Here is a 12,947-nt window from a genome sequence, read left to right on the forward strand (position 1 = left end):
CTTCGATATTCACGCCATCGAATCACAGGCGCCGCGCACATGAATCAGCCAAGCATCAGCCAGTCCATTGCCATCGTTCACCCAATCACGCTTTCCCATGGTCGCAATGCCGAAGTCTGGGATATCACCGGCAAGCGCTACATCGACTTCGTCGGCGGCATCGGCGTGCTCAACCTGGGCCACTGCAATCCGGCGGTAGTCGAAGCGATCCAGCAGCAGGCCACGCGCCTGACCCACTACGCCTTCAACGCGGCGCCCCACGGCCCCTACCTGGAGCTCATGGAGCGCCTGCGTGAATTCGTCCCGGTCAGCTACCCGTTGGCCGGCATGCTCACCAACAGCGGCGCGGAAGCGGCGGAAAACGCGCTGAAGGTCGCCCGCGGCGCCACCGGCAAGCGTGCCGTCGTCGCCTTCGACGGCGGGTTCCATGGCCGCACCCTGGCCACCCTCAACCTCAATGGCAAGGTTGCCCCCTACAAGCAACGCGTCGGGGAACTGCCTGGCCCGGTCTATCACCTGCCGTACCCCAGCCCGGACACCGGAGTGAGCTGCGAACAGGCGCTCAAGGCCATGGAACGCCTGTTCAGCGTGGAGTTGGCGGTGGAGGACGTGGCGGCGTTCATCGTCGAGCCGGTGCAGGGTGAAGGTGGTTTCCTCGCCCTTGATCCGAGCTTCGCCCAGGCCCTGCGCCGCTTCTGCGACAGCCACGGGATACTGATCATCGTCGACGAGATCCAGTCCGGTTTCGGCCGCACCGGGCAGCGTTTCGCCTTTCCCCGACTGGGTATCGAGCCGGACCTGCTGCTGCTGGCCAAGAGCATCGCCGGTGGCATGCCCCTGGGCGCGGTGGTCGGCCGCCGGGAGATCATGGACTCGCTGCCCAAGGGCGGCCTGGGCGGCACCTACTCGGGCAATCCGATCGCCTGTGCGGCGGCCTTGGCGAGCCTTGCGCAGATGACCGACGACAACCTCGCCACCTGGGGCGAACGCCAGGAACAGGCCATCGTCGCACGCCATGCGCGCTGGAAAGCTGCAGGATTGTGCAGCTCGCTCGGCCGCCTGACCGGGGTCGGCGCCATGCGCGGGCTGGAGTTTGTCAACGGCGATGGCAGCCCGGCACCGGCGCAACTGGCCAAGGTGCTGGAAACGGCGCGTGCCAAGGGGTTGCTGCTGATGCCCAGTGGCAAGGCGCGACATATCATCCGCCTGCTGGCGCCGCTGACCATCGAGGCCGAGGTGCTCGAGGAAGGGCTGGACATCCTCGAGCAGTGCCTGGCTGAACTGGGGTAAGGCTTACAGGCCCAGCTCTTCGGGGGTGGGCATGTCGCATTCGAAGGCGATCCAGCCGCCTTCGAGTTCGGCATGGCCGTTGACGATCAGGCCGTAGTAAGTAAGGCCATTTTCCAACGTGACGCAGATGTGCGTGGCGCCTTTTTCCGGTGCCGCGAGCGTTCCGACGAAATGCACCTTCTTCAGCACTTCGGTTACCGCCTCGAGGCCCACGCGCATGTTGCTGTTCTCCGAAGCCTCGGTGTCGCCCCCACGGTCTTCGGCGCTGACGGTCACGGTGGCGATGTAGGGGTATTTGCTGCTCAAGCGGGGTTACCTCGGGGTATGGGGCTGGAAATGGGTGACAAGAGTACGGCAGACGCTCGGGGTTGTCTCTACCGGCTCATCGCGGGGCAGGCCCGCTCCCACGGGAGGCCCTGCGACCTGGCTGACATGGCCTCGCGGGCGCCGATCTGTTAGGGTGCCCGCCGATGCACGCCACACCACGCGAGGATACCGAGTGAGCGCCGAACAACCCCTGATCGCCGACCTGTTCGAGGTCGACAAACGCCTGACCCTCAAGCCCGTCGTGGACTTCAACGCCTACCTGCGCAACGCCTTCGGCGACGGCCCCTGCCGCTGCCACCGCTGCGTCGAGGGCAATGGCGACGAGAGCAGCTACAGCCACCGCCACAGCTTCGAACTGGAAGGCCGCACCCTGCACCGACGCTTTGCCAGCACCGCCGGCAGCGACGTGTTGATGGTGCTGAAGAAGGCCTGGCTGTCCTACACCAAGGCCGAACTGATCACCGTCGGCGCGCTGGACATGGCTACCCTCAAGGCCTTCACCGACGCAGCCCTGCACGAACGCCTGCTGGCCCTGTTGCCGGCCAGCGGCCTGGCGCGTGAAGCCGAGGGCCAATGGCAGCTGCAGGTGCTCGCCGACTGACGGTCGCCCCGGCAGGATTCTCCCGCTCTGCTACCTTGGGAGAATCCTCACCCGCAGGTGACCCGCCATGGCCCGCACGACTCCCATCGAGCTGTACCGCAATATCGGCATTGTCGCTCACGTGGATGCCGGCAAGACCACCACCACCGAACGGATCCTGTTCTACACCGGGGTCAACCACAAGATGGGCGAGGTGCACGACGGCGCCGCGACCATGGACTGGATGGCTCAGGAGCAGGAGCGCGGCATCACCATCACCTCGGCGGCCACCACGGCCTTCTGGCAGGGCTCGACCAAGCAGTTCGAGCACAAGTACCGCTTCAATATCATCGACACCCCCGGCCACGTCGATTTCACCATCGAGGTGGAGCGCTCGCTGCGCGTGCTCGACGGCGCGGTAGTGGTATTCAGCGGCGCCGACGGGGTCGAGCCGCAATCCGAGACGGTGTGGCGCCAGGCCAACAAGTATCATGTGCCGCGCCTGGCCTATATCAACAAGATGGACCGCCAGGGCGCGGACTTCCTACGCGTTGTGAAGCAGATCGACCAACGCCTGGGCCACCACCCGGTACCGATCCAGCTGGCCATCGGCAGCGAGGAAAACTTCATCGGCCAGATCGACCTGGTGAAGATGAAAGCCATCTACTGGAACGACGCAGACAACGGCACCAGTTACCGCGAAGAAGAGATTCCCGCCGAACTGCAGGCACTGGCGGACGAATGGCGCGCGCACATGATCGAAGCCGCCGCCGAGGCCAATGACGAACTGACCGTGAAATTCCTCGAAGGTGAGGAGCTGACCATCGACGAGATCAAGGCCGCCCTGCGCCAACGCACCATCGCCAACGAAATCGTCCCGACCATCCTCGGCTCGTCATTCAAGAACAAGGGCGTGCCGCTGATGCTCGACGCGGTGATCGACTACCTGCCCGCCCCGTCCGAAATCCCGGCGATCAAGGGCACCGACCCGGACGATGAAGAGAAGCACCTGGAACGCCACGCCGACGACAAGGAGCCGTTCTCGGCGCTGGCCTTCAAGATCGCCACCGACCCGTTCGTCGGCACCCTGACCTTCGCCCGGGTATATTCGGGAGTGCTCAGCTCGGGCAATGCGGTGCTCAACTCGGTCAAGCGCAAGAAGGAGCGCATCGGCCGCATGGTGCAGATGCACGCCAACCAGCGCGCCGAGATCAAGGACGTGTGCGCCGGCGATATCGCCGCACTGATCGGCATGAAGGACGTGACCACAGGCGACACCCTGTGCGACACGGACAAGCCGATAATCCTCGAACGCATGGACTTCCCCGACCCAGTGATATCCGTGGCAGTGGAGCCGAAAACCAAGGCCGACCAGGAAAAAATGGGCATCGCCCTGGGCAAGCTGGCCCAGGAAGACCCTTCATTCCGTGTGCGCACCGATGAAGAGACCGGCCAGACCATCATCTCCGGCATGGGCGAGCTGCACCTGGACATCATCGTCGACCGCATGCGCCGCGAGTTCAACGTCGAAGCCAATATCGGCAAGCCGCAGGTGGCCTACCGCGAGAAGATCCGCAACACCTGCGAGATCGAAGGGCGTTTCGTGCGCCAATCGGGCGGGCGCGGCCAGTATGGCCATTGCTGGATCCGCTTCGCCCCGGGCGACGAAGGCAAGGAAGGCCTGGAGTTCGTCAACGAGATCGTCGGCGGCGTGGTGCCGCGCGAGTACATCCCGGCGATCCAGAAAGGCATCGAGGAGCAGATGAAGAACGGCGTGCTCGCCGGCTACCCGCTGATCAACCTCAAGGCGGCGGTATTCGACGGCTCGTACCACGACGTCGACTCCAACGAGATGGCCTACAAGATTGCCGCCTCCATGGCCACCAAGCAGCTGTCGCAGAAAGGCGGCGCGGTGCTGCTGGAACCGGTGATGAAGGTCGAGGTGGTGACGCCCGAAGAGTACCAGGGCGATATCCTCGGCGACCTGAGCCGGCGCCGGGGCATGATCCAGGATGGCGACGAGACCCCGGCCGGCAAGGTGATCCGTGCCGAGGTGCCGCTGGGCGAGATGTTCGGCTACGCCACCTCGATGCGCTCGATGACCCAGGGCCGGGCGAGTTTCTCGATGGAGTTCACCCGCTACGCCGAGGCGCCGGCTAGCATTGCCGATGGCATCGTCAAGAAAAACCGCGGGGAGTAAACCTTTCTCCTATAACGGCCCTATCGCCGGCAAGCCGGCTCCCACAGGTACTGCACAGTTCTTGAGTGCAGTGACAATCCTGTGGGAGCCGGCTTGCCGGCGATAGGGCCGGTGCAGGCAACCATTGCGTTCAATGCTGCTCCCCTGCCCGCTTCAACAGCTTCTTGCAGCGCTCGGAAAGATGCACCACCCGCAACTGCTTGCCCGCCTTGGCATAGCGCTCACGCAGGGTCTTCAGCGCCGCTACCGCCGAATAATCGACAAAGCTCAGGTGCTGGCAATCCAACGTGACCTTGGCCGGGTCGTTGGCCGGGTCGAACTGGTTGAGAAACGGTGTGGTCGAGGCGAAGAACAGCGTGCCGTGCACCTGGTAATGCTTGCTCCCCTCGGCGTCCTGATGACTGTCGGCATACAGCTCACGGGCGTGCTGCCAGGCAAAATTGATGGCCGCGATGACGATACCGAACAGCACCGCCGTGGCCAGGTCGGTGAACACCGTGACCACGGTCACGGCGATAATTGCCAGCACATCGCTCACCGGCACCTTGTGCAGCACCCGCAGCGACGCCCAGGCGAAGGTCTGCTGGGCCACCACGAACATCACCCCGACCAGCGCCGCCAGCGGAATACGCTCGATCAACGGCGACAGGAACAGCACGAACAGCAGGATCATCACCCCGGCCACCACGCCCGACAGTCGGCCACGGCCATTGGAGCTGAGGTTGATCACGGTCTGGCCGATCATCGCGCAGCCGCCCATGCCGCCGCACAGGCCCGAGACCATGTTGGCCGCGCCCAGGGCCACGCATTCGCGGTCCGGGTAACCGCGGCTTTCGGTGACCTCGTCGGTGAGGTTGAGGGTCAGCAGGGTTTCCAGCAGGCCGACCATGGCCATCAGCACCGCGTAGGGCGCGATGATCTTCAAGGTCTCGAGGTTCCAGGGGATGTCCGGCAGCGCCAGGGTCGGCAGGCCACCGGCGATGTGCGCCATATCGCCGAGGGTGCGGGTTGGCAGCCCCAGCAGATAGACCAGCAGACCGACGCCGAGGATCGCCACCAGCGCCGGCGGCACGGCGCGGGTCAGCCTGGGAAGCACATAGACCACCAGCATGGTCAACGCCACCAGGCCGATCATCAGGTACAGCGGCGCGCCGCTGAGCCAGTGCTCGCCTTCCTTGAAGTGCTCCAGCTGGGCCAGGGCGATGACGATAGCCAGGCCGTTGACGAAGCCGAGCATCACCGGGTACGGCACCAGGCGCACCAGCTTGCCCAGGCGCAGCGCGCCGAACAGGATCATCACCACCCCGCCCAGCAGCACCGTGGCCAGCAGGTACTGGACGCCGTGCTGCACCACCAGGGCGACGATGACCACCGCCATCGAACCGGCGGCGCCGGAGATCATCCCCGGGCGGCCGCCGAACAGCGCGGTCAGGGTGCAGATGATGAAGGCGCCGTACAGGCCCATCAGCGGGTTGAGGTGGGCCACCAGGGCGAAAGCGATGCACTCCGGTACCAGGGCGAACGAAGTGGTCAGGCCGGCGAGCAGGTCGGCGCGTAGGCGTGCGGGTTTCATGGAGGTCCTGTAAGCAGCCCCGGCATTACGCTGCGTGGGAGCGTAATGCCGAGGGAATGAGCTTGAAATCGAGGGCCGCGATGTTACGGAATTTGCCTGACTGCAACCACTGAAAAGCCGACCTGTGCATGCCGCTGTGATCCACGACCAGCAAGATGCCGACAAATTTGCCATCATGTCCATTCCACCCGCGGAGATCATGGACATGCCGCTACGCCCCCTCCTCGCCTCGCTGCTGCTGGCCGCCAGCCTTACCGCCCAGGCCGCCACCGAGGTCATTCCCCTGCAACACCGCAACAGCGCCGAACTGCTGCCCGCTGCCCAGTCCTTCCTCGGCAAGGACGGCAGCGTCAGCACCTTCGAGGACAAGCTGATCGTCAACGCCAGCCAGGAACGCATCGACGACCTGCGCGCCCTGCTGCAACAGCTCGATACCGCGCCCAAACGCCTGCTGATCAGCGTCGACAACAACGACAGCAACTTCCAGGACAACCGCGGCAACGCCCGCGTGATCCACTACGGCACCGCCAACCGCGAAGGCGGCATGCAGCAGGTGCAGGCCAGCGACGGCCAGCCGGCGCTGATCCAGGTGGGCCAGAGCATCCCCGTCACCAGTAGCTCTACCGACGGCTACGGGCGCATCCAGAGCAACACCGAATACCGCAACGTGACCCAGGGTTTCTACGTCACGCCACGCCTTAGTGGCGACACGGTTCGCCTGCAAATCAGCACCAATAATGATCGAATGAGCCAGGAACGTGCCGATGTAGTGAAAGTGCAGAGCACCGACACGACCGTCACCGGCAAGCTCGGCGAGTGGATCACCCTGGCCGGGTTCAACCAGCAGAGCCAGTCCGAGCGCAGCGCGTCAAGCCTCAGTTACAGCACCCAGCGCGGTGAAAACATGACTTTGCGGGTCAAAGTCGACCTTCTCGACTGACCCCAGGCAATTCAAGGCCTCGACCAAGGGCCTTGAAACTGACCGCCAAGTCGCATTAGACCAAAGATGTAGTAAGCCGAAAAAGGCACTACAAAATGTTTGACAGGCTCTTTTCGCCAAGGGCATGATGGCCTCGCTCCCGCTAATCAGAGGCCCTGGCAAGGGTCTTCGAGGTGCGCTCCTCCCACCGTGGAGGCACCTCGTGTCCATACGGCCCACAAGGCGGTTCGACGGGATTGCGACTGCAACGAAGAAGTTGTCCCGAGGGACGGAAGCGCATCACCGCAGTTCTGGCAATCGCGTCGCACCGCAGCAAGGCATCCACGAGCCAACCTGCAGGGCACACCTTCGCCTGGCCTGCCCACCCTTCCCCTTCGCACTTCCCCGTTCGCCGCCGCACTCCCCCGGACAGCACAGCCTGGCCCTCTGACCCGCGTATCCGAGCATCAGCACAATTACACTCAAGATCGATGCGACGAGGTTTATTTCCATGGCACTGACACGCGAACAGCAAATTGCAGCCCTCGAGAAAGACTGGGCCGAAAACCCGCGCTGGAAAGGCGTGACCCGTACCTACACCGCCGCCGATGTCGTTCGCCTGCGTGGCTCGCTGCAACCGGAGCACACCCTGGCTCGCCAGGGCGCGGAAAAACTGTGGAAGCTGGTCACCCAAGGTGCCCACCCGTCCTTCCGCCCAGAAAAAGATTTCGTCAACTGCATGGGCGCCCTGACCGGCGGCCAGGCAGTGCAACAGGTCAAGGCCGGCATCCAGGCCATCTACCTGTCCGGCTGGCAGGTTGCCGCCGACAACAACTCGGCCGAGTCGATGTACCCCGACCAGTCGCTGTACCCAGTCGATTCGGTACCGACCGTGGTCAAGCGCATCAACAACTCGTTCCGCCGCGCCGACCAGATCCAGTGGAAAGCTGGCAAGAACCCGGGTGACGATGGCTACATCGACTACTTCGCCCCGATCGTGGCTGACGCCGAAGCCGGTTTCGGCGGCGTGCTGAACGCCTACGAACTGATGAAGAACATGATCGAAGCGGGCGCCGCCGGCGTGCACTTCGAAGACCAGCTGGCCTCGGTGAAAAAATGCGGCCACATGGGCGGCAAGGTACTGGTACCGACCCAGGAAGCCGTACAGAAGCTGGTGGCTGCCCGTCTGGCCGCCGACGTTGCCGGTGTACCGACCATCATCCTGGCCCGTACCGACGCCAACGCCGCCGACCTGCTGACCAGCGACTGCGACCCGTACGACCAGCCGTTCGTGATCGGCGACCGTACCCGTGAAGGCTTCTACAAAGTCCGCGCCGGCCTCGACCAGGCGATCTCCCGCGGCCTGGCCTACGCGCCGTATGCCGACCTGATCTGGTGCGAAACCGCCAAGCCGGACCTGGACGAAGCCCGTCGCTTCGCCGAAGCGATCAAGAAGGAATACCCGGACCAACTGCTGTCGTACAACTGCTCGCCTTCCTTCAACTGGAAGAAGAACCTGGACGACGCCACCATCGCCAAGTTCCAGCGCGAACTGTCGGCCATGGGCTACAAGCACCAGTTCATCACCCTGGCCGGCATCCACAACATGTGGCACGGCATGTTCAACCTGGCGCACGACTACGCCCGCAACGACATGACCGCCTACGTGAAGCTGCAAGAGCAGGAATTCGCTGACGCCAGCAAAGGCTACACCTTCGTGGCGCACCAGCAGGAAGTCGGCACCGGCTACTTCGACGACATGACCACCGTGATCCAGGGTGGCGCTTCGTCGGTTACCGCACTGACTGGTTCGACCGAGGAAGAACAGTTCCACTGAGTCTGATGAACTGAACAGGACGCCCAGGTTCCGCAAGGTTCCTGGGCTTTCCTCCTTTTGTAGGAGCGGCTTTAGCCGCGATGCAGGCAACGCGGTATCTGGCACCCGCTTCGCGGGTGATCGCGCTTCAAGCCGCTCCTACAGCAATCACGTCGCATCAGCAAAGTTGCAGATCAGGTCTAAGCTTGTGGCTACCCCATAGCAAGGATTGCCCATGCCCCGCCCTGGCCACCTGCTCACCATCGCCGTCGCAGCCGCCACCTGCTATCTATATGCGCTGGCGAGCGACAACGCCCTGCTTGGCCTGCTGGTCAAACCCATTCCGGTACTGGCCCTGATCGCCTGGCTGGGCAGTACGCCCACCACGCCCTACCGTCGCTGGATCATGATCGGCCTAGCCTTCTCGGTGCTCGGCGACATCCTCCTGGCCATCCCCCGCGATCTGTTCGTGTTCGGCCTGGCCGCGTTCCTTTGCGCCCACCTGGCGTACCTTCGCGGTTACTGCAGCCTGAACCAACGCCCGGCCTACCCCTCACTGGCCCTCGCGCTGCTGGTGGGCGCCTCGCTGTTCGGCCTGCTCGCCAGCCACGGCCTGGGCCCACTACTGATCCCGGTGGCGCTGTATGCCCTGGCGATCGGCTGCATGCTCTGGCGCGCCCTGGCCTGTGGCGGTGTCGCCGCACTGGGTGCCTGCGCCTTCGTCTTCTCCGACAGCCTGATCGGCATCGACCGCTTCGTCAGCCCGTTCGCCGCTGCCAAGTACCTGATCATCCTGTCCTACTGGCTCGGCCAGTGGCTCATTGCCGCGTCGGTCAGCCGCAGCGCAAACCACAAAGTATTGATCCAGAGCGGTACGCGCAGCGCCGGAAGCTGCTAGAACGAGAGTTTTTCGCATTTGCAAGTGGGCAGATCGGCAGATGAACTTTGCAAGGCGCAGAACAGCTAAAACAATACAGCCCAGGTTAAATGATATTAATTATCATTACGCAATTAGCCAGTCATTACGCGGGGTAAGAAACATAATTAACAAATCCGCGTGCAATGCCCGAAACTCAAGGCTTTCAGCCAGTTACGAAAGATTTTTGTTCTTAAAACTACGAATAAATTTGCAACGGAAATTTTACTTGCACTGGGTTTACCCATAAAATCAGCGTGATTGATTCAGCTGCGACATTTGGTCACTGCGTCTGCGACACCACGTCGCCGCTCTACTTATTTCAGACTGCAGAGCTGGGTCTCTGTATAAGGATTTCTAGCATGTCCGATTCGGCAGGACTCATCGCCCACAACTGGGGCTTTGCCATCTTCCTCCTGGGTGTCGTCGGCCTGTGTGCCTTCATGCTCGGCCTGTCCAGCCTGCTCGGTAGCAAGGCCTGGGGTCGCGCCAAGAACGAACCCTTCGAATCCGGCATGCTGCCCGTCGGCAGCGCCCGCCTGCGCCTGTCCGCCAAATTCTATCTGGTCGCGATGCTGTTCGTGATCTTCGATATCGAAGCCCTCTTCCTGTATGCATGGTCTGTGTCCGTCCGCGAAAGCGGCTGGACCGGATTCGTCGAAGCACTCGTTTTCATAGCAATTCTGTTGGCAGGTCTTGTCTACCTATGGCGCGTCGGGGCGCTCGATTGGGCTCCCGAAGGTCGCCGCAAGCGGCAAGCGAAGCTGAAACAATGAGGCTTTGGCATGCAATACAATCTCACCAGAATCGATCCGGACGCACCTAACGAGCAGTATCCGGTCGGTGAACGGGAAACCGTCACCGATCAACTGCTGGAAGACCAGGTCCACAAGAACATCTACATGGGGAAACTCGAGGATGTGCTGCGTGGCGCGGTCAACTGGGGTCGCAAGAACTCCCTCTGGCCGTACAACTTCGGCCTGTCCTGCTGCTACGTGGAAATGACCACGGCCTTCACGGCACCCCACGACATCGCCCGCTTCGGCGCCGAAGTCATCCGGGCCTCGCCGCGTCAGGCCGACTTCATGGTCATCGCCGGTACCTGCTTCGTGAAGATGGCGCCGATCATCCAGCGCCTGTACGAGCAGATGCTCGAGCCCAAGTGGGTCATCTCCATGGGTTCGTGCGCCAACTCCGGCGGCATGTACGACATCTACTCGGTCGTTCAGGGGGTCGACAAGTTCCTCCCCGTGGACGTGTACGTGCCTGGCTGCCCGCCGCGCCCCGAGGCGTTCCTGCAAGGCTTGATGCTGCTGCAGGAGTCGATCGGCCAGGAGCGACGCCCGCTTTCCTGGGTTGTTGGCGATCAAGGCATCTACCGTGCCGAGATGCCCGCCCAGAAAGACCTGCGTCGCGAACAGCGTATCGCGGTAACCAACCTGCGCAGCCCCGACGAAGTCTGATCCAGCGACCTGCCGCCCGCTCCCCCAGGAGCCGGCGGCCTGGCTTCATTCTTAACGTTGACCCAAAGCGACCGAGACCATGACAGCGGACAACGCTATTTACATTCCGCCTTACAAGGCTGACGACCAGGATGTGGTCGTCGAACTGCACAACCGATTCGGCGCCGACGCTTTCGTCGCCCAGGAAACCCGCACCGGCATGCCGGTACTGTGGGTAAAGCGTGCCCAGCTCAAGGAAATCCTCACCTTCCTGCGCAACGTCGCCAAGCCGTACAGCATGCTGTACGACCTGCACGGCGTCGACGAGCGCCTGCGCACCCAACGCCGCGGCCTGCCGGCCGCCGACTTCAGCGTGTTCTACCACCTGCTGTCGGTCGAGCGTAACAGCGACGTGATGATCAAGGTGTCGCTGAGCGAAGGCGACCTGAACCTGCCGACCGTCACCGGTATCTGGCCCAACGCCAACTGGTACGAGCGTGAAGTCTGGGACATGTTCGGCATCGACTTCGCCGGCCACCCGCACCTGAGCCGCATCATGATGCCGCCGACCTGGGAAGGTCACCCGCTGCGCAAGGACTACCCGGCCCGCGCCACCGAATTCGACCCCTACAGCCTGACCCTGGCCAAGCAGCAGCTTGAAGAGGAATCGGCACGTTTCAACCCGGAAGCCTGGGGCATGAAGCGTTCGGGCGCCAACGAGGACTACATGTTCCTCAACCTCGGCCCCAACCACCCTTCGGCCCACGGCGCCTTCCGTATCGTCCTGCAGCTGGACGGCGAAGAAATCGTCGACTGCGTCCCGGATATCGGCTACCACCACCGTGGCGCCGAGAAGATGGCCGAGCGTCAGTCGTGGCACAGCTTCATCCCCTACACCGACCGTATCGACTACCTCGGCGGGGTGATGAACAACCTGCCGTACGTACTGGCGGTAGAGAAGCTGGCCGGCATCCAGGTGCCGCAGAAGGTCGACGTGATTCGCATCATGCTCGCCGAATTCTTCCGCATCACCAGCCACCTGCTGTTCCTGGGTACCTATATCCAGGACGTCGGCGCCATGACCCCGGTGTTCTTCACCTTCACCGACCGCCAGCGCGCCTACACCGTGATCGAGGCGATCACCGGTTTCCGCCTGCACCCGGCCTGGTACCGCATCGGTGGCGTCGCCCACGACCTGCCGCGCGGCTGGGACAAGCTGGTCAAGGACTTCGTCGAATGGCTGCCCAAGCGCCTCGACGAATACACCAAGGCCGCCCTGCAGAACAGCATCCTCAAGGGCCGTACCATCGGCGTTGCCGCGTACAACACCAAAGAGGCCCTGGAATGGGGCACCACCGGTGCCGGCCTGCGTTCCACCGGTTGCGACTTCGACCTGCGTAAAGCCCGCCCTTATTCCGGCTACGAGAACTTCGAATTCGAAGTACCGCTGGCCCACAACGGCGATGCCTACGATCGCTGCATGGTCCGTGTCGAGGAGATGCGCCAGAGTATCCGCATCATCGACCAGTGCCTGCGCAACATGCCGGAAGGCCCGTACAAGGCGGACCACCCGCTGACCACGCCGCCGCCGAAAGAGCGCACCCTGCAGCACATCGAGACCTTGATCACCCACTTCCTGCAAGTCTCGTGGGGCCCGGTCATGCCGGCCAACGAGTCGTTCCAGATGATCGAGGCGACCAAGGGCATCAACAGTTACTACCTGACGAGCGATGGCGGCACCATGAGCTACCGCACCCGGATCCGTACCCCGAGCTACCCGCACCTGCAGCAGATCCCTTCGGTGATCAAAGGCAGCATGGTCGCGGACCTGATCGCGTACCTGGGCAGTATCGACTTCGTTATGGCTGACGTGGACCGCTAAGC

At 63.1% G+C, this 12,947-nt stretch carries 11 protein-coding genes; 9 read left to right on the plus strand and 2 right to left on the minus strand.

Going from position 1 to position 12,947, the window contains the following annotated elements; all coding sequences use genetic code 11:
• Positions 1 to 39: 39 nt before the first annotated feature.
• Entirely contained in the window at positions 40 to 1,290 is a 1,251-nt protein-coding gene (locus AAHK21_RS26265) for an aspartate aminotransferase family protein (RefSeq protein ID WP_367858853.1), read from the plus strand.
• A gap of 3 nt (positions 1,291 to 1,293) precedes the next feature.
• Here AAHK21_RS26265 and AAHK21_RS26270 read toward each other — a convergent pair whose 3' ends face one another.
• A complete protein-coding gene (locus AAHK21_RS26270; RefSeq protein ID WP_046855047.1) occupies positions 1,294 to 1,596 on the minus strand; it encodes a hypothetical protein in 303 nt (100 codons plus the stop codon).
• Between the two features lie 193 nt (positions 1,597 to 1,789).
• Between AAHK21_RS26270 and AAHK21_RS26275 the strand changes: the two genes are divergently transcribed.
• Together AAHK21_RS26275 and fusA are read left to right on the plus strand one after the other, a co-directional pair.
• Positions 1,790 to 2,218: a hypothetical protein gene (locus AAHK21_RS26275; RefSeq protein ID WP_046855046.1), complete on the plus strand. Its 429-nt coding sequence runs from the start codon at positions 1,790 to 1,792 to the stop codon at positions 2,216 to 2,218.
• A gap of 67 nt (positions 2,219 to 2,285) precedes the next feature.
• Positions 2,286 to 4,397, plus strand: a complete 2,112-nt coding sequence (fusA, locus tag AAHK21_RS26280; protein ID WP_367858854.1) for an elongation factor G — start codon at positions 2,286 to 2,288, stop codon at positions 4,395 to 4,397.
• A 130-nt stretch (positions 4,398 to 4,527) separates the two neighbouring features.
• Here fusA and AAHK21_RS26285 read toward each other — a convergent pair whose 3' ends face one another.
• A complete protein-coding gene (locus tag AAHK21_RS26285; protein ID WP_367858855.1) occupies positions 4,528 to 5,970 on the minus strand; it encodes a SulP family inorganic anion transporter in 1,443 nt (480 codons plus the stop codon).
• 175 nt (positions 5,971 to 6,145) lie between these two features.
• Between AAHK21_RS26285 and AAHK21_RS26290 the strand changes: the two genes are divergently transcribed.
• The 6 genes from AAHK21_RS26290 (at position 6,146) to nuoC (ending at position 12,945) form a co-directional block, all read left to right on the plus strand.
• On the plus strand, positions 6,146 to 6,910 hold the full coding sequence (locus AAHK21_RS26290) for a secretin N-terminal domain-containing protein (RefSeq protein ID WP_367858856.1): 765 nt from the start codon (positions 6,146 to 6,148) through the stop codon (positions 6,908 to 6,910).
• A 490-nt stretch (positions 6,911 to 7,400) separates the two neighbouring features.
• A complete protein-coding gene (aceA, locus tag AAHK21_RS26295; RefSeq protein ID WP_046855043.1) occupies positions 7,401 to 8,726 on the plus strand; it encodes an isocitrate lyase in 1,326 nt (441 codons plus the stop codon).
• A 214-nt stretch (positions 8,727 to 8,940) separates the two neighbouring features.
• The gene (locus AAHK21_RS26300; RefSeq protein ID WP_367858857.1) at positions 8,941 to 9,603 is read left to right on the plus strand and encodes a lysoplasmalogenase; all 663 of its coding nucleotides are present in this window, start codon (positions 8,941 to 8,943) and stop codon (positions 9,601 to 9,603) included.
• 380 nt (positions 9,604 to 9,983) lie between these two features.
• The gene (locus AAHK21_RS26305) at positions 9,984 to 10,397 is read left to right on the plus strand and encodes an NADH-quinone oxidoreductase subunit A (protein WP_011534614.1); all 414 of its coding nucleotides are present in this window, start codon (positions 9,984 to 9,986) and stop codon (positions 10,395 to 10,397) included.
• Between the two features lie 9 nt (positions 10,398 to 10,406).
• The gene (locus AAHK21_RS26310; RefSeq protein ID WP_008096180.1) at positions 10,407 to 11,084 is read left to right on the plus strand and encodes an NADH-quinone oxidoreductase subunit B family protein; all 678 of its coding nucleotides are present in this window, start codon (positions 10,407 to 10,409) and stop codon (positions 11,082 to 11,084) included.
• A gap of 79 nt (positions 11,085 to 11,163) precedes the next feature.
• A complete protein-coding gene (gene nuoC / locus AAHK21_RS26315; RefSeq protein WP_217869188.1) occupies positions 11,164 to 12,945 on the plus strand; it encodes an NADH-quinone oxidoreductase subunit C/D in 1,782 nt (593 codons plus the stop codon).
• Positions 12,946 to 12,947 lie beyond the last annotated feature (2 nt).

The sequence above is a fragment of the Pseudomonas sp. TE50-2 genome, from assembly GCF_040813665.1.
GTDB lineage: Bacteria > Pseudomonadota > Gammaproteobacteria > Pseudomonadales > Pseudomonadaceae > Aquipseudomonas > Aquipseudomonas soli.